Annotated in this window: 22 protein-coding genes; 17 read left to right on the plus strand and 5 right to left on the minus strand. The window is 62.0% G+C overall.

Translation table 11 applies throughout. From position 1 onward, the window contains the following. The first annotated feature begins 79 nt into the window (after nucleotides 1–79). The 4 genes from KI617_RS19860 to KI617_RS19875 all read left to right on the plus strand — a co-directional run bounded on the left by KI617_RS19860 (nucleotide 80) and on the right by KI617_RS19875 (nucleotide 4,500). Nucleotides 80–3,067 (plus strand): class I SAM-dependent DNA methyltransferase, encoded by a 2,988-nt coding sequence (locus KI617_RS19860; protein WP_226449304.1) that lies wholly within the window; start codon nucleotides 80–82, stop codon nucleotides 3,065–3,067. Between the two features lie 53 nt (nucleotides 3,068–3,120). Then, nucleotides 3,121–3,435, plus strand: a complete 315-nt coding sequence (locus tag KI617_RS19865) for a type II toxin-antitoxin system RelE/ParE family toxin (protein WP_226449306.1) — start codon at nucleotides 3,121–3,123, stop codon at nucleotides 3,433–3,435. A 3-nt stretch (nucleotides 3,436–3,438) separates the two neighbouring features. After that, nucleotides 3,439–3,717 (plus strand): helix-turn-helix domain-containing protein, encoded by a 279-nt coding sequence (locus tag KI617_RS19870; RefSeq protein WP_226449308.1) that lies wholly within the window; start codon nucleotides 3,439–3,441, stop codon nucleotides 3,715–3,717. Nucleotides 3,718–3,891: 174 nt separating this feature from the next. Then, nucleotides 3,892–4,500, plus strand: coding sequence for a hypothetical protein (locus KI617_RS19875; RefSeq protein ID WP_226449310.1), 609 nt, complete (start codon nucleotides 3,892–3,894; stop codon nucleotides 4,498–4,500). 49 nt (nucleotides 4,501–4,549) lie between these two features. On the opposite strand, the gene KI617_RS19880 is transcribed toward KI617_RS19875, so the two are convergent. Next, nucleotides 4,550–5,623 (minus strand): carboxysome shell carbonic anhydrase, encoded by a 1,074-nt coding sequence (locus KI617_RS19880; protein WP_226449312.1) that lies wholly within the window; start codon nucleotides 5,621–5,623, stop codon nucleotides 4,550–4,552. 272 nt (nucleotides 5,624–5,895) lie between these two features. On the opposite strand from KI617_RS19880, the gene KI617_RS19885 reads away from it, so the two are divergent. The 5 genes from KI617_RS19885 (at nucleotide 5,896) to KI617_RS19905 (ending at nucleotide 10,161) form a co-directional block, all read left to right on the plus strand. Next, complete coding sequence (locus KI617_RS19885; protein ID WP_226449314.1) at nucleotides 5,896–6,891, plus strand: sulfate ABC transporter substrate-binding protein; 996 nt, start codon at nucleotides 5,896–5,898, stop codon at nucleotides 6,889–6,891. Nucleotides 6,892–6,898: 7 nt separating this feature from the next. After that, nucleotides 6,899–7,711: an EAL domain-containing protein gene (locus KI617_RS19890; protein WP_226449316.1), complete on the plus strand. Its 813-nt coding sequence runs from the start codon at nucleotides 6,899–6,901 to the stop codon at nucleotides 7,709–7,711. Next, on the plus strand, nucleotides 7,708–8,640 hold the full coding sequence (cysK, locus tag KI617_RS19895) for a cysteine synthase A (protein WP_226449318.1): 933 nt from the start codon (nucleotides 7,708–7,710) through the stop codon (nucleotides 8,638–8,640). Before KI617_RS19890 ends, cysK begins: the two co-directional genes overlap by 4 nt. A gap of 106 nt (nucleotides 8,641–8,746) precedes the next feature. Continuing rightward, entirely contained in the window at nucleotides 8,747–9,877 is a 1,131-nt protein-coding gene (locus KI617_RS19900) for a MalY/PatB family protein (RefSeq protein WP_226449320.1), read from the plus strand. Continuing rightward, nucleotides 9,874–10,161 (plus strand): hypothetical protein, encoded by a 288-nt coding sequence (locus tag KI617_RS19905; RefSeq protein WP_226449322.1) that lies wholly within the window; start codon nucleotides 9,874–9,876, stop codon nucleotides 10,159–10,161. The genes KI617_RS19900 and KI617_RS19905 overlap by 4 nt, the downstream gene beginning before the upstream one ends. On the opposite strand, the gene KI617_RS19910 is transcribed toward KI617_RS19905, so the two are convergent. After that, nucleotides 10,145–10,723: a 5-formyltetrahydrofolate cyclo-ligase gene (locus KI617_RS19910; protein WP_226449324.1), complete on the minus strand. Its 579-nt coding sequence runs from the start codon at nucleotides 10,721–10,723 to the stop codon at nucleotides 10,145–10,147. The genes KI617_RS19905 and KI617_RS19910 overlap by 17 nt on opposite strands. Before the next feature lie 14 nt (nucleotides 10,724–10,737). Here KI617_RS19910 and KI617_RS19915 point away from each other — a divergent pair, with 14 nt between their 5' ends. The 4 genes from KI617_RS19915 (at nucleotide 10,738) to KI617_RS19930 (ending at nucleotide 17,063) form a co-directional block, all read left to right on the plus strand. Then, nucleotides 10,738–12,666, plus strand: coding sequence for a lytic transglycosylase domain-containing protein (locus KI617_RS19915; RefSeq protein ID WP_226449325.1), 1,929 nt, complete (start codon nucleotides 10,738–10,740; stop codon nucleotides 12,664–12,666). A 5-nt stretch (nucleotides 12,667–12,671) separates the two neighbouring features. Then, on the plus strand, nucleotides 12,672–14,747 hold the full coding sequence (locus KI617_RS19920) for a DUF1631 family protein (protein ID WP_226449327.1): 2,076 nt from the start codon (nucleotides 12,672–12,674) through the stop codon (nucleotides 14,745–14,747). Between the two features lie 97 nt (nucleotides 14,748–14,844). After that, complete coding sequence (locus KI617_RS19925) at nucleotides 14,845–15,807, plus strand: complex I NDUFA9 subunit family protein (RefSeq protein WP_226449329.1); 963 nt, start codon at nucleotides 14,845–14,847, stop codon at nucleotides 15,805–15,807. A gap of 17 nt (nucleotides 15,808–15,824) precedes the next feature. Further along, the gene (locus tag KI617_RS19930; RefSeq protein ID WP_226449331.1) at nucleotides 15,825–17,063 is read left to right on the plus strand and encodes a multifunctional CCA addition/repair protein; all 1,239 of its coding nucleotides are present in this window, start codon (nucleotides 15,825–15,827) and stop codon (nucleotides 17,061–17,063) included. Here KI617_RS19930 and KI617_RS19935 read toward each other — a convergent pair. After that, the gene (locus KI617_RS19935) at nucleotides 17,028–17,225 is read right to left on the minus strand and encodes a DUF2905 domain-containing protein (RefSeq protein ID WP_226449333.1); all 198 of its coding nucleotides are present in this window, start codon (nucleotides 17,223–17,225) and stop codon (nucleotides 17,028–17,030) included. The genes KI617_RS19930 and KI617_RS19935 overlap by 36 nt on opposite strands. 60 nt (nucleotides 17,226–17,285) lie before the next feature. Here KI617_RS19935 and KI617_RS19940 point away from each other — a divergent pair, with 60 nt between their 5' ends. Continuing rightward, nucleotides 17,286–18,092, plus strand: a complete 807-nt coding sequence (locus tag KI617_RS19940) for an alpha/beta hydrolase (protein ID WP_226449334.1) — start codon at nucleotides 17,286–17,288, stop codon at nucleotides 18,090–18,092. Here KI617_RS19940 and KI617_RS19945 read toward each other — a convergent pair. Continuing rightward, nucleotides 18,082–18,273 carry a YjfB family protein gene (locus KI617_RS19945; protein ID WP_226449335.1) on the minus strand — a complete coding sequence of 64 codons (192 nt, stop codon included), beginning with the start codon at nucleotides 18,271–18,273 and terminating at the stop codon, nucleotides 18,082–18,084. The genes KI617_RS19940 and KI617_RS19945 overlap by 11 nt on opposite strands. A gap of 63 nt (nucleotides 18,274–18,336) precedes the next feature. Between KI617_RS19945 and KI617_RS19950 the strand changes: the two genes are divergently transcribed. Next, entirely contained in the window at nucleotides 18,337–19,308 is a 972-nt protein-coding gene (locus tag KI617_RS19950) for a hypothetical protein (protein WP_226449336.1), read from the plus strand. Between the two features lie 3 nt (nucleotides 19,309–19,311). Here KI617_RS19950 and KI617_RS19955 read toward each other — a convergent pair whose 3' ends face one another. Continuing rightward, the gene (locus KI617_RS19955) at nucleotides 19,312–20,472 is read right to left on the minus strand and encodes a class I SAM-dependent methyltransferase (RefSeq protein ID WP_226449337.1); all 1,161 of its coding nucleotides are present in this window, start codon (nucleotides 20,470–20,472) and stop codon (nucleotides 19,312–19,314) included. Nucleotides 20,473–20,567: 95 nt separating this feature from the next. Between KI617_RS19955 and KI617_RS19960 the strand changes: the two genes are divergently transcribed. After that, nucleotides 20,568–21,710: an FIST signal transduction protein gene (locus tag KI617_RS19960; protein ID WP_226449338.1), complete on the plus strand. Its 1,143-nt coding sequence runs from the start codon at nucleotides 20,568–20,570 to the stop codon at nucleotides 21,708–21,710. Nucleotides 21,711–21,720: 10 nt separating this feature from the next. Beyond that, nucleotides 21,721–24,471: a response regulator gene (locus tag KI617_RS19965; protein WP_226449339.1), complete on the plus strand. Its 2,751-nt coding sequence runs from the start codon at nucleotides 21,721–21,723 to the stop codon at nucleotides 24,469–24,471. The last annotated feature ends 85 nt before the right edge of the window (nucleotides 24,472–24,556 follow it).

Consider the following 24,556-nt stretch of genomic DNA (forward strand, 5'->3'; position numbering starts at 1 on the left):
TGATGCCATGGCCGCAGCAATCGTTTCACAATCCCGTTGGCATCGCTACACTGCGCCTTTCCCTCCAAACCTTAGCGCCATGACCCCCGAAGCCTTCATCGCCCACTGGAAAAACAACGCCACCACCGAACGGGCCGGGGCGCAGCAGCATTTCAGTGACCTCTGCGACCTGCTCGGCGTCGAAAAACCGCGCGATCCCGACAACTACTGTTTCGAGCGCGGCGCCGGCAAATCCAGCGGCGGCAACGGCTGGGCCGATGTCTGGAAGCGCGGCCACTTCGGCTGGGAAAACAAGAAGCCCGGCCGCGACTTGGGCGCCGCCCTCAAGCAACTCACCGACTACGCCCTGCAGCTTGAAAACCCGCCGCTGCTCGTCGTCTGCGACCGCGAGCGCATCGTCATCCACACCGCCTTCACCGGCTACCCGGACGAACCGCGCAGCATCCACATCGAGCAACTGATCGAGTCGGAAGCCCGCCAGCTCCTCAAATGGGTCTTCACCGACCCAGAAAAGCTGCGCCCCGAAAAATCCACCGCCGCCATCACCGCAGAAGCCGCCGGCCAGTTCGCCCAGCTCGCCGCCGCCATGCGGAAGCGGGGCGAGGAAGGGCAACGCGTCGCCCACTTCCTCGTCCAGTGCCTGTTCTGCATGTTTGCCGAAGACGAACAACTTCTCCCCGCCGGCATCTTCACCGACCTGCTCAAGCACGCCGGCAGCGATGCCGACAAAGCCGCCCGCCGGATCGAAAAACTGTTCACCGCCATGCAGAAAAAAGGCGGCGACTACGGCGACCACGATATCGCCTGGTTCAACGGCGGCCTGTTCAAGAACATCGACGTCCCGCCGCTCACCGCCGCCGACCTGCAAGCCCTGCACCGCGCCGCTAGCGACATGGACTGGCGCGCCATCGACCCCACCATCTTCGGCACCCTCTTCGAACGCGGCCTCGACCCCGCTGCCCGCGCCCCGCTCGGCGCCCACTACACCGACACCGGCACCATCGCCAAGCTGATCGAACCGCTGGTCAGCGAGCCGCTCGCCGCCGAATGGGCAACCGTCCGAAACGCCCTATCCACGGGCCTCGGCGACGGCCCGAAAGGCAGGCGGGGCAAGGCTTCCCGGGCGGCCTATCAAAGCTTCCTGCTGCGCCTCAACCACTTCCGCGTCCTCGACCCCGCCTGCGGCTCCGGCAACTTCCTCTACCTCGCCCTCAAAGCCCTGCGCGACATCGAAAAACGCGCCCACATCGACGCCCAGGAATTCGGCCTGCAACCCGAACTCACCATGCAGACCGGCCCGCACAACATCCTCGGCTTAGAAATAAATGAGTTTGCAGCAGAGCTCGCCCGCGTCACCGTCTGGATCGGCGACATCCAATGGTGCCGCCGCAACGGCTACCCACACGCCATCAACCCCATCCTCAAACCACTCGACGGCATCGAACACCGCGACGCCTTGTTAAGCCCCTCCCCCGCCAGCGGGGGGCGAGGAGGGGGTTTCGTCGAGCACTGCTCGGCGCCCTCCGAGCGACGGAGCGTCAGCGAGACTACCGGGGTTGGGGAGAGGGCGCTTGTCGAAGCCATCTGGCCCACCGCCGACGTCATCGTCGGCAACCCGCCCTTCCTCGGCGACAAAGTCATGCGCAGCGAACTCGGCGCCGACTACGTCGAAACCCTGCGCAAAACCTACGATGGCCGCGTCCCCGGCGGCGCCGATCTCGTCACCTACTGGTTCGAAAAAGCCCGCGCCCAGATCGAAGCCGGAAAATTGCAGGCCGCCGGCCTGGTTTCCACCAACTCCATCCGTGGCGGCGCCAACCGCAAGGTGCTGGAGCGGATCGTCGAAACCACCCGTATTTTTGAAGCGTGGAGCGATGAGGAATGGATCAACGACGGCGCCGCCGTGCGCGTTTCACTCCTTGGATTTGGGCCGATTTTTCCGGTTGACCGTGGAAGTCGGCTGGATGGCGCGGAAGTAGCGGCGATTCATGCCGATTTGACTGCAGGCGAAGGTCTGAACCTCACGCAAGCCAAGCCGTTGGCTGAAAACGCTAAGACAGCATTTCAAGGAATTACCAAAGGCGGCGCCTTCGATATTCCCGGCGATCAAGCCAGAGATTGGCTGCGCGCACCAAACCCTAACGGCCTGCCAAACGCCGCCGTCGTTCGCCCGTGGCGGAACGGCATGGATGTTACGCAGCGGCCTGCTGATAAATGGATCGTTGACTTTGCTGAACACGCCGAAAATGAGGCAATACTTTTTGAAGCGCCGTTTTCCCATGTTCTCCAGCACGTAAAGCCCGAGCGTGACGGAAACGCCGAGAAAAACACACGCGAAAAATATTGGCTATTCAAGCGCTCCGCCGCCGATATGAAACATGCAATCAGCTCTCTACCCCGTTCAATTGCTACCCCAGAAGTTGCCAAGCATCGCGTTTTTGTCTGGCTTGCCCCAAGGATCGTTCCGGACAAAAATCTCATCGCCATTGCCCGCGCCGACGACACCACCTTCGGCATCCTGCATTCTCGCTTCCACGAACTCTGGTCGCTGCGTCTTGGCACCTCGCTTGAAGACCGACCTCGCTACACGTCAAGCACCACCTTCGAAACCTTCCCCTTCCCACCCGGCCTGACGCCGCGCGACACCGCTCCCTCACCCCCAGCCCCTCTCCCGCAAGCGGGAGAGGGGTGCGCGACAGCGCGGGAGAGGGCCGCCGTCGCCGCCCACATAGCAGCCGCCGCCCGCCGCCTGAACGAACTGCGCGAAGCCTGGCTCAACCCGGCCGAGTGGGTCGATTGGGTCATCACCCCGGAAGAGGAAAAAGCCGGCTTCCCCAAACGCCCGGTCGCCAAACCCGGCCATGAAGCCGACCTCAAGAAGCGCACCCTGACCAACCTCTACAACGCGAAGTTGGCAGGAAAAGCCGCCTGGCTCGACCTCGCCCACAAGGAACTCGACAAAGCCGTCGCCGCCGCCTACGGCTGGACGGACTACACCCCCGACATGCCCGACGAAGAAATCCTCCGCCGCCTGCTGGCGCTGAATCTGGAACGAGCTGCCGGCTGATGCCGTTATCGAAATACTTTGATATTTTATTTAAGTAGTTAGATAATCAAACCATGAAACCGCTACGCTTTGTTGGTTCCAGCCTCGACGACATGAAGGATTTTCCCGCCGAGGCACGGCGGGCAGCAGGGTTTGAGTTACATGCCGTGCAATGCGGCCTGATGCCTTCGGATTTCAAGCCGATGCTGAATGTCGGGGCGGGGGCTTATGAGATTCGCCTGCATGTACAGGGTGAGTGGCGGGTGATTTATGTCGCCAAGTTCGAGGATGGCATTTACGTTTTGCATGCCTTCCGGAAAAAGACGCAAAAGACCCGCGTCGAGGACATCGAACTGGCGGCGCGCCGGTATCGGCAGATTGGAGTTTGAGCAATGGAAACGATCACTGAGTCTTCCGGCAACGTGTTTGCCGACCTGGGTTTTTCGGCCGAGGAATCAGCGCTGCTGGCCATGCGCGCCGAGTTGATGGCACGCCTGCGCGAAACCATCGCCGAACGCGGCTGGACTCAAACCGAGGCGGCCAGCCATCTCGGCATCGGGCAGTCCCGCGTTTCCGATCTGGTGCGCGGCAAGTGGGAGAAATTCAGCCTCGACATGCTGGTGACCCTGGCCACCCGCGCCGGCCGCAAGGTGGTGGTGGCTGTCGACTGATTTCCCTGGTGCATTTTCTGCAAAGGCAACATCGGCTGGTGCCAAACTTGGAGCATTCTGCAATCAGTCTCTCGAATGCATTCAGTGCAAAATCAGGCCTGCTTCGGTGGGCTCTTTTTATGAACAAGCGAAGAGTGTTTAAATCGCGACTATTTTCTTTCGCTAAATAACACCATGAGCATTCTCGACAAACTCTGGATCGCTGTCGGATTAAAGCAAAAGCCCCGCGCGAACCCAGTGCGAAAACCCATTCCTATTGTTAAGCCACCCCAATCGCCAATACCTCCACCAGCGCCGACGCCTCAACCGGCATTTGTCCTGACGCCAGCAGCCGCAACATATCTCGACGCAGCATGGTTACTCAACCAAAACAGAACCTTGCTTCTTCCTGTAGGAACAAGGCTTTGGCACGGCGGACTCATTGGCCCGAACAATTCGCCCGCCAACGCCAAGGGTCTCTGGACAACAAGAAACTCACAACAGAGAACACACTACAACTCTTGGGCACTTCAGGAGGCCATTAGCAAAGGTGTAAACGCATATCTGACAGAGTTCGAGACAAACAAAGATTTGCTGCTCGCGGATTTCGCAAGCTACTCGCTGAATCCGTTCACGGCCGCGTTGTGTAATGGTGCGCACAACAACATGAAGCAGGCGGTTATGGCATGGTTGGTGAAGAAGTCTAATTTGAGCGGTATCGTTGCCATCAATAGCGGCCCTGATGAGGTCGTGATCAGCCTCCCGGCAACAGACCTCACTATCATTCAGCAAACAGTCATATAGAAGAACCCCAAGCTCAGTCGGCAACAAATCTGCCTGTCAGCCCACCGATTCAGCCAGTGAGCATCTCCATCTGCCGCGCATTCCAGTCGAGCACTGCGGTACGTGTCGTCATCCGGGTGGCCAGTTCGGGGAATTCCTGCGTAATCACGTTGGCCGCAAAGCCGGACATGAAGCGGGCCTTCAGCTCCGCCCGCGCCCGGTCGACGCCGATTTCGTCATAGGGCACGGAGGCCAGCAGCAGGAAGCCGTCGTCGGGGATGCGTCCGGCTTTCATGTTGCTTTCGATGATGCCGGCGGCCTTGCGCACGGGATCGGCGAGGTCGGGGCTGTAGGGGCCGATGATCAGGGCGAGGTTGGGGGTGTGCAGAAAGTCGAAGCCGCGGCCGATGCAGATGACCCATTCGCGGTGCTCGATGTCGAGCTGGCGTTCGCGCTGGGCAATCTGGGTGCGGATGTCGGCGATGTGGTCGAGATTGCCGCGCAGCAGGGGGAGCAGGTCGGCCTGCATCTGCGCCGGCATGTCGGGGAGCAGGGCGGCGAGCCGGGGTTCGAGGGTGGCGAGGTCGTCGGCGCCGAGGCCGGCCAGATCGAGTACCGTGCCGTCGCTGCCGTGGATGGCCAGCGCTTCCTCGTCGGTTTCGAAGCCGCAGACGAGCGGATAGACGGTGCCATGACCGCTGCCGAAGATGTGTTCCATCTGACGGCGGATCTGCTGGGTGTGGGCGAGGGCAGCCGCAGTGTCGTAACCGAAGCCGGCGCAGCCGCGCTTCGGGTTGCCGCGCGACCAGTGGTAGGTGATCAGGAAGAGCACGCGCCGGCCGGCCCCGACCATGCGCTGGACGTGGTGGGCGACCACCTCGCCGAGGTGCGGCCAGCCGAGGTCGAACATGCCGCCGAGGTTACGGAAAGGCATCAGGATGCCGGCCGGGGTGTGGGTGGCGACCGGGATATTGATGCGGCCGTCCATGCATTTGAGCACGGCGATGGCGGTGGGGTGTTCGGCGAGGTAACGCTGGCGGGCGAGCCAGGCTTCGGGGCTGCGAAAGGTTTCGCCGTGGCGCCGGGCAAGGTCGAACAGCCAGTCGATGCGCTGGCCGATGGCGCGGTTGTGGATGTCGTTCATGTCCCCTCCGAAGTGATGGCAAAGCTGGATCGCTGCTCTTTTTTCGGTTTTTCGCAGCCGGTACCGCTGCTTTTGATTTTTACCGCCTTTGTACCGTCAACCGGGCTCGGCAGGAAGCGCCAGGCAAGGGATATTATTGGCGCGCTCGAATAACTGGCCGGCCGATTAATTTCTTTTGGTTATATTTTTGTGAATATTGATTCTTTCACAGAATAAACCAGCCTGCCTAGACTCCAGTCATCCATAAATATTTCAAATGACTGGAGTGCCCCATGCGCAAATTTGCCTTCGTTTCAGCCTTGTCCGTCGCCATCGGCATCAGCAGCGCCATCGCTCAGACTTCGCTGCTCAACGTCTCCTATGACCCGACCCGCGAGCTGTACAAGGATTACAACGCCGCCTTTGCCAAGCACTGGCAGGCGAAAACCGGGCAGGTGATCAACTTCCGCCAGTCGCACGGCGGCTCGGGCAAGCAGGCGATGGCGGTGCGCGATGGTCTGGAGGCTGACGTGGTGACGCTGGCGCTGGCTTACGACATCGACGCGCTGGTCGAACGCAAGCTGATCCCGGCTGACTGGCAGACGCGCTTCCCGCACAACTCTTCGCCCTACACCTCGACCATCGTTTTTCTGGTGCGCAAGGGCAACCCGAAGAACATCAAGGATTGGGGCGATCTGGCCAGGCCGGGCGTCGGCGTGATTACACCCAATCCGAAGACTTCTGGCGGCGCCCGCTGGAACTACCTCGCCGCCTGGGCCTGGGCGCTGAAGCAGCCGGGCGGCAATGAACAAAAGGCGAAGGAACTGGTCACCGGCATTTTCAAGAACGTGCCGGTGCTCGATTCCGGCGCCCGTGGTTCGACCACCACCTTTGTCGAACGCGGCCTCGGCGACGTGCTGATCGCCTGGGAAAACGAGGCGCAGCTGGCGGTCAATGAAATCGGCAAGGACAAGTTCGAGATCGTCGCCCCCAGCCTGTCCATCCTCGCCGAACCACCGGTCGCCGTAGTGGACAAGGTGGTCGAGAAGCGCGGCACGCGGCTGACGGCACAGGCTTACCTCGATTACCTGTATTCGGAAGACGGCCAGAACATCGCCGCCAAGCACTATTACCGGCCGCGCGATGCCAAGGTGGCGGCGAAATACGCAGCGAACTTTCCCAAGCTCAAGTTGGTCACTATCGACGACACCTTCGGCGGGTGGCAGAAGGCGCAAAAAGCCCACTTCGCCGATGGTGGCAGCTTTGACCAGATCTACCTGAAGAAGTAACAGCACCATGCCCGTCGAAGACCTGATTCGTTATTTCAATGCGGCCGACACGGCCGGCGACAGCACGCTGTACGTGGCCGGCGACCGCGTCGAAGCCTGGCACGGTGGCCTGCACCTGGGCTCGCTGTTTCAGCCGATCGTAGACTTGCGCGCCGAGCGGGTGGTGGGCCATCAGGCCAGCCTGACCGTGCGCCGCGCCGATGGCCTGGCATTGCCCGCCGATGCCCCGTTTGCCAGTTGCGAGAGCGGGACGGCGGTCGTCCATCTCGACCGCCTGAGCCGTACCCTGCATGCCCTCAACTTCCTCGCCCAGCAACAGCACACCGGCGGCTACCTGCAGGTCGCGGTCCATCCGCGCCACCTGCAGGCGGTCAGCAACCAGCACGGCCTGGTGTACGAGGCCATTCTCAAGCGCTGCGGGCTGGGACCGGCTGACATCGTGCTCGATATCGACCTCACTGAAATCGACCTGAGCGGCCAAGGTGCGCAGGCCCTGGCCAACTACCGCCAGCGCGGCTACCGGCTGGCACTGCGCGAACCGGAGCAGGCCTTGGCCCTGCCGGCCGTCCTGGCCTTGCAGCCGGACATCCTGCGTATCGCCACGGCTGACCCGGCCGTGTGCGCCTCGGCACATTTGGTCGGAACGCTGATTGAGATCGCCGGAATCAACGATGGCGCCACCTTCCACTCAGCCCAGGCCAGCGGCGCCGACCTGGGCCAGGGGCACCTGTTCGGCCCACCGGCCAGCGCCTGCCGCCCAACCCACAAGGGGGCAAGAAACCCCTACAATCCTCTGTCTTCGTCTGGAGCCCGTCCATGAAAATCGCCAACAACGTCACCGAACTGGTCGGCAACACGCCGCTGGTCAAGCTCAACCGCGTCACCGAAGGCGCCGTCGCGACCATCGCGGCCAAACTCGAATTCTTCAATCCCGGCCACAGCGTCAAGGACCGGATCGCCGTTTCCATGCTCGATGCCGCCATTGCGGCCGGCAAGATCGGCCCGGATACCGTCGTGCTCGAGCCAACCTCGGGCAATACCGGCATCGGTCTCGCCATGGTCTGTGCCGCCCGCGGCATCAAGACCGCTTTCGTGATGCCGGAAACCATGAGCCGCGAACGCAAGCTGCTGTTGAAGGCCTATGGCGCCGAACTGATCCTGACGCCCGGCCCGGAAGGCATGGGCGGCGCCATCGCCAAGGCCCAGGCACTGGCCGACAGCGACCCGAAATACTTTGTGCCGCAACAATTTGAGAACCCGGCCAACCCGGAAATCCACCGCAACACGACGGCCGAGGAAATCTGGCGCGATACCGATGGCCAGGTCGATATTTTCGTTTCCGGCGTCGGTACCGGCGGCACGATCACCGGCGTTGGTGAAGCACTGAAGGCGAAGAAGCCGGGCGTCAAGATCGTCGCGGTCGAACCGGATGCCTCGCCGGTGCTCTCCGGCGGCCAGAAGGGTCCGCACCCGATTCAGGGCATCGGCGCCGGCTTCGTGCCGGGCGTGCTGAACACGACGGTTTACGACGAGGTGATTCGCGTCAAGAACGACGACGCCTTCGCCATCGCTCGCCGCATGGCCACGGAAGAGGGCCTGCTGGTCGGCATTTCCTCCGGTGCCGCCACCTGGGCCGCGCTGGAATTGGCCAAGCGGCCGGAAAACGCCGGCAAGCTGATCGTGGTGATCATTCCCTCCTTCGGCGAGCGCTATCTGTCGACGGCGCTCTATCAGCATCTAGAAGTTTGAGCCCCCATCGTCATTCCCGCAAAAGCGGGAATCCAGGGATGTTCCGAAAACCGTGCCCGCTGTCCTGGATTCCCGCCTACGCGGGAATGACTGGAGGAGCGCCGGCATGAGTCGCTTCGACACCCCCATCGACCGCCGTACCTCCGACTCCATCAAATGGGGCAAGTACGCCGGTCGCGATGTCCTGCCACTGTGGGTGGCGGATATGGATTTTGCCGCGCCGCCGGCCGTCATCGAAACCCTGCACCGACGGATCGAGCACGGCGTTTTCGGCTACGGCGGCCCATGGCCATCACTAACCGAGTCAGTGCTCACTCACCTTGAGAGCGAGTACGAATGGCGCATTGAGCCGGAATGGATCGTCTGGCTGCCGGGACTGGTCACCGGCCTGAACGTCGCCTGCCGGGCCGTCGATGGCGAGGTGCTGACCGCAACCCCGATCTACCCGCCATTCCTGTCGGCGCCGCATTTTTCCGGCCGCCAGCTGAACCGCGTCGAGCTGGCGTGCGCTGATCAAGGCTGGGTCTGGGACCAGTCGGCGCTGCAACAGGCGACGACGCCGGCCACAAAATTGTTCCTGCTCTGCCACCCGCACAACCCGGTCGGCCGCTGCTGGAGCCGGGCCGAGCTGCTGGAACTGGCCGCCTTTGCCGAAGCAAACGACCTGATCGTCTGTTCCGACGAAATCCACTGCGGCCTGATCCTCGACGCCGACAAGCGGCACATCCCGTTCGCCAGCCTGTCGCCGGCAGCGGCCAAACGCAGCATCACGCTGATGGCGCCATCAAAGACCTTCAACATCCCCGGCCTCGGCTGCGCTTTCGCGGTGATTCCCGATGCCAGATTGCGCCACCGCTTCGAGCACGCCATGCACGGCATCGTGCCGCACGTGAATGTGCTCGGTCTGGCCGCCTGCGAAGCGGCCTACCGCGACTGCGGCGACTGGCATCGCGAGCTGATCGCCTATCTGGCCGGCAACCGTGATCGGGTTCAGGCCACGGTTAACGCGGCAAACGGCGCCAGGATGCAACGGGTCGAGGCCACCTATCTGGCCTGGATTGATGTCCGCGAACTTGGCCTGGCCAACCCGGCCGCGCATTTCGAAGCGCATGGCCTTGGCCTCTCCGACGGTGCCGACTTTGGCGCACCGGGCTGGCTACGCCTCAATTTCGGCTGCCCGAGAAGCACGCTGGACGAGGCTCTCCAACGCTTCACCAACGCCTGTCGCGCCGCATGAACGCCTACACGCTGACCCTGTTCACGCTGCTGGCCGCCATGGTCGTCCAGATTTTTGTGCTCGCCCTGGCCATAGAGGGCTATCTGCGCAACACGCTCGATCGCGGCCTGCGCTGGTCGTGGCTGGCGATGGCCATCGGCTCGATGCCGCTGGCCCTGCACCATGGCTACACGCTGGAACTGGCCCTGCGCACCGGCCTCTACGACACTCGGCAGGCCGTGCTGGTCGCTCTGGCCTCGTTGTTTTTTGCGCTGGGAATCTACGGTTTCAGGCGCCGAGCCTGAACGCACCGGCTTCGGTGACGATCCAGTCCAGCCGCTGATCATGGCTTTCCGGCCGGATGCTCTCCAGCCGATTGACCTCGAAGCCGACGCCCACCGCCAGCGGGCGAGGGGAGAGGGTGGCCAGCGTCCGGTCGAAGTAACCGCCGCCGTAGCCCAGCCGATAACCGGCCCCGTCGAAGCCATTCAGCGGCAACAGAATCAGGTCAGGCACCACGAAATCACCGCTCATCGGCGTCGGGATGCCATAGCGGTCGGCCTCCAGCACCGTTTCCGGCGTCCACAGACGAAAAGCCAGCGCTGTATCTTCAGCCACCACCACCGGCAAAGCTGCCTGCACGCCACGCGCCGCCCAGCGTTCGACGACCGCCCGCACGTCCGGCTCATGCTTGATCGGCCAGCAAAAAGCGAACACGCGCGGGGTCGGCAAAGCGACCAGCACCTGCTCGACGATGCGTGCTGACAGCGCGTCATGCTCGGCATCGCTCAACGCCGCCCGGCGCGCCACCATCTCGCGCCGCAATGCCCGGCGCCAGGCCGTGTTATCCTCGTTCGCTTCTCGCATCACAGTAATCTAGCATGAAGTTTCCAGTCCTCCTCGCCAGCCTCGCGCTTTCGTCTTCCTTGTTCGCCCAAGGCAACGATACGGCCTTCCTGACCGCCCGTGACGCCTTCCGGGCCGGCGATATCAACAAGCTGGAACGGGCCAGCAGCCAGCTCGGCAACCACGAACTGGCGCCGTATGCCGAGAGCTATCGGCTGCGCATGTGGATGGACAAGGGCGACCCCAACAATCTGCGCGATTTCCTGCAACGCAACGAAGGCAGCTACGTGGCCGAAAAGCTGCGCGCCGACTGGATCCGCTTCCTCGGCAAGCGTGCAGCGTGGAACGAAGTGGAAACCGAGTTTCCCAAACTGCTCGCCCCCGAACCGGATGTCACCTGCTACAACCAGCAGGCCCGTCTGGCGCGTGATGACCGCAGCGTTCTGGCCGAAGCCGAGAAGCTCTGGCTGACCATGCTCGAACCGCCGGAACCCTGCCGACCGATTCTCGATGCGCTGGTCGCCAGCCAGAAGATGACCGCCGACGATGTCTGGGCCCGCGCCCGGCGCCAGCTTGAAGCCAATCGCCCGAGCTGGACGAAAACGACACTGAATTACCTGCCGGACAGCCAGATGCCGGACAGCCGCTCGCTCGACAGCGCCGTCAGCAGCGCAATGAGCTACCTCGTCCGCCAGCCGGGCAACTGGAACAACAGCCGGGCAGGGCGCGAGCTTGCTGCCTTTGCCATCCAGCGCCTGGCCACCAACGACCCGCGCGTTGCCGCCGACGAGCTGGAAAAGATCAAGGGCAAGCTGCAGGATTCCGAGCGCCAGTGGGCCTGGAGCCAGATCGCCCTGCAGGGCGCCAAGAAACACCTGTCCGAAACCGTCGATTGGTACGCCAAGGCCGGCAAGACCGCACTTTCGGATGAAGGCGCTCAATGGAAGGTGCGCGCCGCCCTGCGCGCCCAGGAGTGGGGCATCGTCCGCGATACCATCCAGGCCATGCCGCCGACCCTGGCCGCGTTACCGGAATGGACCTACTGGCTGGGCCGTTCGCTGCACGCCGGTGGCCGGACCACCGAAGGCAATGCCCTGTTCGAGAAGATCGCCGGCCAGCCCAATTTCTACGGCAACCTGGCCGACGAAGAACTCGGCCGTACCGTGCTCCCGCCGCCCAAAGCCCAGGCCACCACCGCCGAAGAACAAAGGGCGGCCCAGGATAATCCCGGCATCCGCCGCGCCCTGGCTTTCTTCCGCGTCGACCTGCGAACCGAGGCAGTCAAGGAATGGAACTGGGTGCTGCGCGGCATGGAAGACCGCGAATTGCTCGCTGCTGCCAACCTCGCCAAGCGCAACCAGATCTGGGACCGCGCCATCAACACGGCTGACCGAACCAAGAACGAACACGATTACACGCTGCGCTTCCTCTCCCCCTACGGCGAGACCGTCCGCCCGGCCGCCCAGAATCAGTCGCTCGACGACGCCTGGGTCTACGGCCTGATGCGCCAGGAAAGCCGTTTCATCACCAGCGCCAAATCGAACGTCGGCGCTTCCGGCCTGATGCAGTTGATGCCGGCCACGGCCAAGTGGGTGGCCAAGAAGATCGGCCTGCGCGATTTCAGCCATGGCCGCGTCAACGATACCGAAACCAATGTCCTGCTCGGCACCAGCTACATGCGGCTAGTCATGGAAAACCTCGACAACCACCCGGTGCTGGCTTCGGCCGCCTACAACGCCGGCCCCGGCCGGGCCAAGAAATGGCGGGCCGACCGCCCGCTGGAAGGCGCCATCTACGCCGAGACCATTCCGTTCAGCGAAACCCGCGACTACGTCAAGAAGGTGATGAGCAACGCCGTCTATTATTCGGCCATCTTCAACGGCAAACCCGATTCACTAAAGGCTCGCCTGGGCACCATCGGCGCTCGCACCGCCGATGCGCCCAAAGACGCCGATCTACCTTAATCGCCATGGCCCTACACGCCGATACCTTTGAAATCCTGCGCGACTGCCGGGCGCTTTTCCTCAAGCGCCTTGGCGCCTTGCTGCAGGCAAGCGGCCTCGTTTCAGGCAACGCCATCGCGGCCATCCAGGAAGGTGCCGGCGCCTACTTTGACGAAGTGGTGGCCAGCAACCGACGCGGCAGCTTTGCCGACGAAGCGCATGGCCTGACCGCTTCGCGCATCACACTGCTCGGCGAAGACGATCTCGAACTTGGCATCCGCCTCGACAACCTGACAGCCGGGCTGTTCGAATCCACTGGTGGCGGCCTGTGGAAGCTCCACTTGCGCTTCATCACCCTGCTGCGCCGCCCGGATCTGCCGAAAACCGACAATCCGCTCGGCCCGAAGGGGATCAGCCAGGGCTTGAGCGCGATGTTTGCGGCGGCGGGGGCCAGCAGCATCGAACAGAAGCTGGCACTGCTCGACCGTTTCGAAAGCTGCCTGCGCGAGAATTTGCCGGCCCTTTATGCCGAGTTGAACGACTTCCTCGAACGCGGCGGCATCGGAACGGCCCAGCCGAGTATCGTGGGCGCCTCGGAAAGCCCGGCGGCCTTGAAAGAGGCGCCACTCAAGGCGGAAAACGCCTTGCTGGCGCTGCAACAAGCCCTGTTCGCCCACCTCCCGGCGGCCCCTGCCGGCGGCGGCGCCACTACGGGTGGCGGTGCGGTAGCCAGCCTGCTGAATCAGACTTCGCTCGAACAACTGATGTTCCGCCTCGAAGCGCTGGAACGCATGGGCCGGGCCGGCCCGCCGACCTTTGCCGGGGGCAGCCTGAGCAATGAAACGCTGATCCCCGAGCTGTTTGGCGACAGTTCGGCCCCACAAGCGCCGAAAATCATCCGCTCGGCCGAGCTCGGCATCCCGAAAAGTGCCAACGAAAGTCTGGCCATTGACACCCTGGCGATGATTTTCGAAGCCATCTTCGACGATCCAGACTTGCCCGATGCCCTGAAGGCGGCGATTTCCAGCCTGCAGATCAAGCTGCTCAAGGTCGCGATGAAGGACAACAGCCTGTTCACCGATGCCACGCATCCGGCTCGACTGCTCCTCGATCACATGCGGCAAGCCGTACTCGGGTTGCCGCTCGATGTGCCGGCCCGTCATCCCGTCTGCACCCGCCTGTTCAAACTGGCCTCCGCGTTGCGCGCCGAGCCGGGCGTCGACAAGGCGGGGTTCGAAAAGGCACTGACCGAAATCGATGCAGTCATCGCCGAACGACACCGCGGGCTGGCTGCCGAGGGGATGAACTATTTGCCTCTGCTGGCTCAACTCGACGACCGCGACAAGACGGCGATCCAGGTCGGCGAAACCATCGCCAAGGCGCTCGACAGCAATCCGCCGGAGGCCATCGGTGGCTTCCTCGACCGGGTCTGGCGCCGCGTGCTGCGGCAAGTCGGCAGCGAGCACGGCCTGGACAGCCCGCAGTGGCGCGAACACACGGCGGCCGTCGACGGCCTGCTCTGGTCCTTCCTGCCGAAAACCGCCGGCGATGACCGCAAGGCCCTGGCCCAACGCCTGCCTGTCATCCTCAAGGTTCTGAAGAACGGCATGGAAAGCATCCAGTTGCCGGCCCCGGAACAGGAGGCTTTCCTCGACGATTGCTTCAAGCTCCAGACTCAGGCCTTGCGCGCTGCGCCCGCTGCCGCGCCGGCCGTCGATCCGGCGGCCGAAATTCTCGCCACTGGCCTGAAAACCGCTTCCGGGCAGGTGCTGGTCGGCGAAATTCGCGCCGCGCAACTGACCCTTGCCACGCTGGATTTTGCCGAGTTCGAAGCGCCATCCTCGCGCCCGGCTGCTTGCGCCGTGGGCGACTGGCTTTCGTTCACGCTGCCCAATGGCGAATCCCGTCTCGGCCATGTCTGCCAGATCAGCCCGAATAGCCGGCGGGCCTTGCTGATCAACCCGGACGCCGGTCTGGCCATCGCCATTCACCCGGCCATCCTCGAGCGACAGTTGCGCGAGGGGGACGCCAGCATCAGTTCCAGCCTCTCCCTGTTCGATCAGGCGGCGACTCAGGCGCTGAGAAAAAGCCAGGCGCGCTGATCCGGACTAGCGCCGCCCGACGAGCCATTCGCTCGCCCGGAAATCGCCAAATTGCCTTAAAATTCAACTTTTACGAATCAAGTTTCCGGGGTTCCAAATGGACATCAAAAAGGTCTTGCTGCTGGGGGGTAGCGGTTTCGTCGGTACCTACATTGCCAATCGCCTGTCGCAGCGCGGCATCGAAGTCACCGTACCGACGCGTCGCCGTGAGCGCACCAAGGCGCTGATCATGCAGCCGGGCATCGAAATGCCGGAAGCCGACATCAGCTGCGAAAAGACCCTGACCGAACTGATGCGTGGTCACGATGCCGTGATCAACCTGGTCGGCATCCTGCACAGTCGCGATGTCGTCCTGCCCTACAGCCGCGATTTCGCCCAGGCCCACGTCGAACTGCCGAAGAAGATCATCGCCGCCTGCAAGGCCAGCGGCGTCCGTCGCCTGGTCCATATGAGCGCCCTCCACGCCGATCCCAAGGGCCCGTCCGAATACCTGCGCTCCAAGGGCGATGGCGAAGCCATCGTGATGGCCGCCCAGGGCGAGCTGGATGTCACCGTTTTCCGTCCGTCGGTCATTTTCGGCCTTGGCGACTCCTTCCTGTCCATGTTCGCCTCGGTCTTGAAGAAGGTGCCGTTCTTCCCGCTCGGCTTCGGCCATGCCCGCTTCCAGCCGGTATGGGCCGCCGATGTGGCTGATGCCTTCGTCGACAGCCTTGGCAACTCTGCCACTTTCGGCCAGGCCTACGAACTGGTCGGCCCGAAGATCTACACGCTGCGCGAACTGGTCGACTACACCAAGGAACTAACCGGCAGCACCGCCACGGTCATCCCGCTGTCCGAAGGCTGGGCCTACCTGCAGGCCGGCCTGATGTGGCTGGCTCCGCAACCGATGATGTCGCCGGACAATCTGCGCTCGATGGAAATCGACAGCGTTTGCGAAGGTAGCTGGAATGCGCCGACCAACTGGCGCCCGACCGCCCTCGAATCGATCGCGCCGACCTACATCGCGCTCAACACGCCGAAGGGCAAGCTCGACAGCTTCCGCTTCCGCGCCGGCCGCTAAAACTGCACCGACCGTCCGTGCAGATATACATCGTCGGCGGCGCCGTCCGTGACGAACTGCTCGGTCGGCCCAATACTGACTGCGACTACGTCGTCGTCGGCGCCACCCCGGAAACCATGCTGGCGCAGGGTTTCCGGCCGGTTGGCAAGGATTTCCCGGTCTTCCTGCATCCCAAAACGCACGACGAATACGCGCTGGCCCGTACCGAGCGCAAGACCGGCCGCGGCTATCACGGCTTCACCTTTCACGCGGCCGCCGATGTCACCCTCGAAGAAGACCTCGCCCGCCGCGACCTGACCATCAATGCGATGGCCCGGGCGGCCGATGGATCGCTGGTCGACCCCTTTAACGGCCAGCAAGACCTGGCCAGCAAAACGCTCCGTCACGTCGGCCCGGCCTTTGCCGAAGACCCGGTCCGCATCCTGCGTATTGCCCGTTTTGCTGCTCGTTTCAGCGACTTCTCGGTGGCACCCGAAACCTTGGCCCTGATGCGCAGCATGGTGGTCAGCGGCGAGGTCGATCACCTGGTCGCTGAACGCGTCTGGCAAGAACTGGCCAAGGGCTTGATGGAGAAGAAACCATCACGGATGTTCGAAGTGCTGCGCGACTGCGGCGCCCTGGCGCGCCTGCTGCCGGAAGTGGACAAGCTGTTCGGCATCCCGCAACGCGCCGATTACCACCCGGAAATCGACACCGGCATTCATACGATGATGGTTGTCGACCAATCAGCACAACGCGATTTCGTTTTGCCGGTGCGCTTCGCTGCGCTAACCCACGATCTCGGCAAGGCGGAAACGCCGGCCGACATCCTGCCGCGCCACCTCGGCCACGAAGAACGTAGTGTCCGCCTGACCGAGCAACTGTGCGCCCGTCTGCGGGTTCCCAACGACTGCCGCGATCTCGCGCTGCTGATGGCCCGCTATCACGGCAATGTCCATCGGGTTGCCGACCTCAAGGCCAGCACCATCGTCACGCTGTTTGAAAAGACCGATGCGCTGCGCCGGCCGGAACGCTTCCGGCAATTGCTCGATGCCTGTCTGTGCGACTTCACCGGTCGCCTGGGCTGGGAAAACCGCCGCTACGACAGCCCACAATTTCTTTTGGGCGCCCTGGCGGCCGTCACCAGCCTGAATGCCGGTGAAATTGCAGCCGGCTGTGCCAACAAAACCAAAATCCCCGAGCGCATTCACGCCGCGCGCGTTCATGCGATCAAACAGCTGCTAAATGACTCTGGAGAGCAGCCAGAGCAGCAATGAAAAAATGATCGTGGTCGCGACCGGAAACGTGTAGTCTCGACCGCGAAATCGAAAAGCGAAATCGCCCGGCAATTTGCCGAAACGAATGAAACGCGCCAGATGCGGGCCAATGATGCCCAGCAGGAAAATCGCCACCACCAGCGTCAGAATCCACTTCAGCATTTGCCTTGCACCGCAGGGTGAAAGCCGCATTAAATCACGCCTCGCCCCGAACAGACCCTCATGCTAAAAACTCAGATTGTCGAAGGCCTCGAAGTCTTCTCCTGCCTGCCGGCCCGCCAGTCCACCAAGCCCGCGCTGCTGTTCGTGCACGGTGCCTTCGCCGGCGGCTGGATGTGGACCGAAACCTTCATGCCTTTTCTCGCCAAGGCGGGCTATCCCTGCTACGCCCTGTCGCTGCGCGGCCACGGGGGCAGTGCGGGCAGGGAGCACATGGATTCACATTCGGTGGCCGATTACGTCGATGACGTCAAAACTGTCGTCGACTGGCTGGGTGAGCCACCTGTCCTGATCGGCCATTCAATGGGCGGTTTCGTCGTCCAGAAATACCTGGAACACCGCCAGGCCGCGGCTGTTGCGTTGGTTTGTTCGGTCCCGCCGCAAGGTTTGATTGCCTCGCAATTCCATCTGATGTTCAACAAGCCGCAGCTGTTCCAGGAAATCAATCAGATCATGGACGGCAAATACACCGACACCGGCACGCTGCGTGAAACGCTGTTTGCCGGCGAAGTCGACGAAGCGATGCTTGCCGCCTGGCTGAGCCGGATGCAACCGGAATCGCATCGCGCCCTGTGGGACATGTCGATGTTCAGCCTGCCCAACCTCTACGCCATGCACAAGCCGCCGATGCTGATCCTCGGCGCCGAAGATGACGTCCTGGTACCCGCCTTCCTGGTCCAGACCACGGCCAACACCTATGGCCAGCATGCCCACATTTTCCGCAACATGGGCCATGCCGTCACCCACGAAAAGGAATGGCCGCTCGTGGCGGCCACCTTGCGGGACTGGCTGGAAGAACTCAGGCCTTGACGTCGATGCTGTTGCCGAGATTTGGCGGATTGCTCGCCACCTGCGGCACTGCCTGCAACAACTGCAGGGCGTTCTGCGCCTGAATATCCATCGCCTTCTTGAGTACCAGCGTACCAACAGCATCACCAGTCTTTGCCTGCGACAGGGCCGTCGTCAAACTGCTTACAGAAGCAATATCCATCTTGCGCTCGCTTTAAATAGGACACATTATTAACGAAGTGTAGTCGACCTATTTGATAAATCAATGAGTAATTCCAAAAACGCCGGTCCACTGTCCGCCATTGCCGAAGCGATCCGTGCCAAACGCGAACGCAAATCCGGCACGGCACAGGATATTGAGGAACTGGAAGCCTCCCTGCTTGCCGATATCGAGAATTTTGATCTCGACGCAGCCGAGCGCCGTGCCAAGCGCGAATATCTGGCCAATTCCGGTGCCGGGATGGCTGACCCGACGCTGGTCTTCCCAGAAATCGCCCCCGGCAAGACGGCGACTTTCTCTCCCGAAAAACCGGCGCCAGTGGCACAAGATACCCCGGTCGCACCACCGGTGATCAACCCGGAAGCCGGCACCAGCCTGCTCGACCAGTTGCGCCAGCAGGCCGAAGTACGCCAGCGCGAAATTCACAGTGCCCTGGCGGAACGCACCTCAACCAACGAGGCCATCGACCAGGCGCTGAAGCATCTGTTTTTCTACCTGCACGAACTGGTCCAGCAACTCAATATCGTCAAACCCGGCATCCCGCGCGACTACCCGCTGATCGAGAAATATGTCCTGAACCGATTGGAGTGGCAGGAAGGCTTTGCCGATTACCGGACGCAAAGCCAGAGCGCCGGGGCGCTGGTCGAACTGGTCACTTTTTCCTACCACCTGAAAGGCCCCGGTTCGCTGTGCATAGAGCGCGATGGTCCTTCGGTCGAACGATTCCGGACCACGCTGTTCGATTTCGGCCTGCCGTTTACCTGCAAGGAATTCAAGAATGAGCGCAGCTACGTCGAGCGCGCCGAGTTCGATATTCGCAGTGACGTCAGTGTCAGCGCCCGTTGGCGAGCCGATTTCAGCAAAGGAGTGATCCTGCTCGAAACACGCAATCTGGAACGACTGGGTAGCGCTGTGTTCACGGTGAATCCGCATTTTGTCGATCAGGCCCTGCTCGATGATTTCGGCCGCCTTGTCCTCGGCCAGCCCAACCGTTTCCGCGAGCTGGCCAAGCGCTGATCGTTACAGGCGCCAGCCCTGGTCGCCGCTGGCAAAACCGCACAAGTCGTTATCAATGCCACGACCGATGGCAATCACCTTGAACAGCTCGCCCATCTCATGGGGCATCAATAGCGTATTGACCGCCCCGGTTGCACGGATATAGGCCGGGGTGCCATTGGGAATGTCGGCCAGGCGATCCAGAATCCCGCAGTTGAGCAGAAACTGCCCCTGGTTCGTGTAGCCAAGCAAATCCAGCCCGGCCGCATGAGCCGCCGCAATCACCGCCGTGAAATCAACATGTACCGTAACGTCCTGCAGGCCCGGCAGGTAGAAGGGATCGGGATGGGCATGGTGGCGGTAATGGCACATCAGCGTGCCGCGACCGCGTTGCTGGTGATAGAACTCGCGACGGGGAAAACCGTAATCGATCAGTAACAGGGCGCCTTTTTCCAGGCGATGCCCCCATTCCGCGGCCCAGGCCCGGACGGCCAGACTGATTTCGCTCTCGAAGCCGGGGGGCAGACTGCATTGCGCGCCGATTTCCTCGGCTGCAGCGAGCAGGGCGCCCGTGGCCGGACGTTCGCTCCAAATGAAATGCCCGGCCGCGTCCATGGCCACACCACGATCGAAAATGCCATGCTCGCGCCAGGCGACAACATGCGCCGGCATTGCATCGAGCAACTCGTTGGCCACAACCACGCCCGAGAAAGCCTCGGGCAAACGATCCAGCCATTCGACCCGGCTCAGCAGATGCGGTGCGGCGTCGGCTATCGTCTGCTGCTGGCGCTGGCGCAGGTCGGCGGAGAGATCGAGAATGAAATAGCGTTCGGGTAACTGCTTCGAGTGCTCAAGCGCCAGCAAGAGGTCTGCAGCCAGACGCCCGGAGCCGGCCCCCACCTCCAATACCACCGGCGCCGACTCGCTCATCACCTGAGCCACCTGGCGAGCCAGCGCCTGTCCGAACAGGGGGGTCATTTCCGGCGAAGTGACGAAATCTCCCGCCGCCCCAAACTTGCGCGCCCCGGCGGTGTAATAACCAAGGCCAGGCGCGTAGAGCACCAACTCCATGAAGCGGGCAAACGATATCCAGCCGCCCGACGCAGCAATTTCGTCCACGATGGCCTGGTGCAAACGCTGGCTGTGGGCCAGGGCCTCCGGAGCGGGAATCGGCAGATTATTCATGGCAAGTTCAAAAAGTGTCAATTTTACGGCCAAGACAAGAATTTCGCCGCGCCCTATGCTATTTTTCCACATTGGCTCAAAGGAGGAGATCGAACTTGCGCATCAAACAAATAACGAGCCGCAAGCCGGCCGGCCTGCCCGCCGCAGCCATTGCGCTACAAGGATTTGAGGCTGATTTGCTGCTGGTCTTTGGCAGCATCGATCATTTTTCCACGCCCGGCTTGAGCCAGTCCCTGCAAGAAATTTCGCCTCGTGCCATGCTTCTCGGCTGTTCGACCGCCGGAGAAATAACCCCCGATGGCGTCGATGATGGGACCTGCACCGTCACGGCAATCGATTTCGAGCGCGGCCGACTGACTCAAGGCAGCACCAGCCTTAAAGGCATGGACGATTCATTTGCGGCCGGTGAGCGGGTGGGGCGACAAATTGCCGCCACCGATCTCAAGGCCGTGCTCGTCTTCGGCCCCGGCGTCAAAATCAACGGTAGCGCCCTGGTCAACGGTATCGCCAGCGCCATCGGCAGCGGCATCCCGATTACCGGCGGCCTCGCCGGCGATGGCGGCGCCTTCAAGGAAACTTTCACGCTCGGCCCGGATGGGATCGCCGGCGACAAGGTAGTGGCGATTGGCCTTTGCGGCGACAACCTTCGCTTCGGCCATGGCTCTTTTGGCGGCTGGGAGCCTTTTGGCCCGGCCCGCAAGGTGACACGCTGCGAAGGCAACGTCCTGCATGAACTGGACGGCGAGCCGGCTCTTGAAATCTACAAACGCTATCTGGGCGATCACGCCCGGAACCTGCCCGCCTCCGGACTGCTTTTCCCGTTTGCCATGCTGGGCGAGGATCACAACGCCATCGGCCTGATCCGGACCATTCTCGGCATCGACGAACAGACGGGCAGCCTGATCCTGGCCGGCGAAATCGATCCGGACGGCTATCTCCGGCTGATGCATGCCAGTACCGAAAAGTTGGTCAACGGTGCCGAAGCCGCTGCCGAAGCGGCCGCAGCCATGCTGCAGTCGAATGGCGACACGCTGGCTATTCTGGTCAGTTGCGTCGGCCGCAAGCTGGTCATGGGTAATCGGGTAGATGAAGAGGTCGAGGCGGTTGGTGACGTTTTTGGTGACAAAGCGGTGCTCACCGGGTTTTATTCCTATGGCGAGATCAGCCCCTTCACGCCCGGCGCATCGTGCAAGCTGCACAACCAGACCATGACTATCACCTGCCTTGGCGAGGATTAGGCTAAAAGCCATGCAGAAAACCCTCTTGCGGCAGCTCAAGCGCAGCATCGGCATCGCTAGTGAAGCCGAGCTGGCAGAGCTGCTTGCCTCGCTGAAGCTAGCCAGCACTTCGGCCGAACCTGCGCTGCGCGGGATGCTCGAGGGGTTTTCTGACCTGCTGACCCGGGTCGATGCCAGTTACGAGCAGTACGAGCGTGACCTTGAACTGCGCACGCGCAGCCTGGAAATTTCATCTGCCGAACTTTCCGCCGCTAACGAGAAACTGCGTCTCTCACTTGCCGGGCGGGAAAATGCCCTGCGCTCGCTGCGCAAGACCGTCCGAAACCTGCTGCCGGACACCGCCGAAGAGGCCGACATGCTGGCCGAAGAGGATATCGCAGCGCTTTCCAGACGCATCGCCGAAATGGTCGCCGAGAGCGAACATGGTCGGCACGAACTAGCCAATCAGAAATTCGCCCTCGATCAGCACGCCATCGTCAGCATCACCGATACGGCCGGCACTATCCAGTACGCCAATGACCGCTTCTGCGACATCAGCGGTTATTCCCGTGAAGAACTGATCGGCCAGAACCACCGGATCGTCAATTCCGGCACCCATCCGGTCGAGTTGTTCCGAGACATGTGGCAAACCATTTCGCTGGGCAATGTCTGGCGTGGCGAAATCTGCAACCGGGCGCGCGATGGACACACTTACTGGGTCAACGCCACCATCGTCCCACTGCTCGATGCGCAGGGCGAGCCTGAACGGTACATCGCGATCCGCACCGAAATCACCGACCGCAAGCGCATGGAAGCGCAGTTGTCGGAACAATTGCACCTGGTCGAAGAACTGATCGAAAATATCCCGCTCCCGGTCTATCTGAAAGACACGGCCGGCCGCTATGTCAGGCTGAACCGGGCTTTCGAGCTGTTCTTCCAGGTACGGCGCGAGTCCTTCATCGGACGCACCCTGCACGATCTGTTGCCGCCGGAAGATGCCCGACAGCATGCCGAAATGGATGCCCAACTATTCGCCACCAAAGGCACACAAGTGTATGAAGCGCTGATCCATAGCCGGGATGGCAGCGCCCACGACACAATTTACCGCAAGGCCGTATTGACGCGGCACGACGGCAGCGTCTCGGGATTGCTCGGCATCATTGTCGACATCACCGACCGGAAGCGGGCCGAGATTGAAGTTCTGCGCGCCAAGGAAGCGGCAGAAGCGGCCAGCCGGGCAAAGAGTGATTTTCTGGCCAACATGAGCCACGAAATCCGTACACCGATGAACGGCGTTATCGGCATGACGGATCTGGCCCTCGAAACTGCGTTGACGACGGAACAACGGGAATACCTGAACATCGCAAAATCCTCGGCTGAATCCTTGCTCACCGTCATCAATGACATTCTCGATTTTTCGAAGATTGAAGCCGGAAAGCTGCTGGTCGAAGACATTCCCTTCGATCTGCATCGCCTGATTGCCGATACGCTGAAACCGCTGGCGCTGCGTGCCCACGAAAAAGATATCGAGATACTCAGCGAGGTGGTGCCGGATGTGCCGCGGTACGTCAGGGGCGACCCCAGCCGAATCCGGCAGGTACTGGTCAATCTGGTCGGCAACTCGATCAAATTCACCGGTCAGGGCGAGATTGTCCTGCAAGCCGAGCTGACGCAGCTTCAGGATGGCCACGCGGTCATCCACTTCTCGGTGCGCGACACCGGCATTGGCATCTCTGCCGACAAGCAGGGGCTGATCTTCGATGCCTTTGCCCAGGAAGATTCCTCAACCACCCGGAAATATGGCGGCACCGGCCTGGGTCTGTCGATTTGCCGGCGCCTGGTCGAACTGATGGGCGGCACGATGTGGCTGCATAGCCAGCTTGGCGAGGGCAGCACCTTTCATTTCTCGGTGCAGCTGCAACTCTCGGAAAACACCATGCCGGCGATGATTCACCCCGTCGACCTGGCTGGCCGTCACATGCTGATCGTTGATGACAATGCTACCAACCGGCGCATTCTCCGCGGCATGCTCGCTGCCATGCATGTCAGCTGCCGTGAAGCCGACTCCGGAGAGGTGGCGCTGGCGCTGATGCGAGAGAAAAACACGCAATTCGACTGCATCCTGCTCGACGCCCAGATGCCCGGGATGGATGGCTATGAGCTGGCTCACCATCTGCACACCGAGCATCCCGATTTGCCGCCGATGTTGATGCTTTCCTCCGGCGCCCTGCGTGGCGATGCTCTGCGCTGCCAGGAAGCGGGAATCGCCGGTTTCTTTGCCAAGCCGATTTCGTCGGACGAACTGCTTGCCACCCTCGGCCGCCTGTTCGACCAGCGCCCAGATACGCCATCACCAGCAGCCAGTCCGTTACTGACACGCCACTCGCTGCGCGAAGCACAACGCGCCCTGAACATCCTGCTCGTCGAAGATCATCCGACCAACCAGAAACTGGCACTCGGTCTGCTCACCAAATGGGGCCATCAGGGTACCTTGGCCCAGAATGGGCAGGAAGCCATCGACCTCCTGGCCAGCCAATCCTTCGACGTGATCCTGATGGACATGCAGATGCCCGTCATGGGAGGCATTGAAGCAACGCAGCGTATCCGGGCCAATGAGTCAGAAAAGCAATTGCCTCGCACGCCAATCATCGCGATGACTGCGGCTGCCATGCAGGATGACCGGGATGCCTGCCTGGCGGCCGGCATGGATGACTATCTGGCAAAACCGATCAAGGTCAGGGAGTTGCAGGAAAAACTGCTGGCCTACACACAGATACCTTAGCGAGCACGAAAATACTCAGCTTGAACAGGGGCACAAGGTAAACTTGCCATTTTTTCCGGGCGGCCTTTCAGCGCCCGCACCAGAC

Origin of the sequence: Ferribacterium limneticum (assembly GCF_020510625.1) — a bacterium.
GTDB lineage: Bacteria > Pseudomonadota > Gammaproteobacteria > Burkholderiales > Rhodocyclaceae > Azonexus > Azonexus limneticus_A.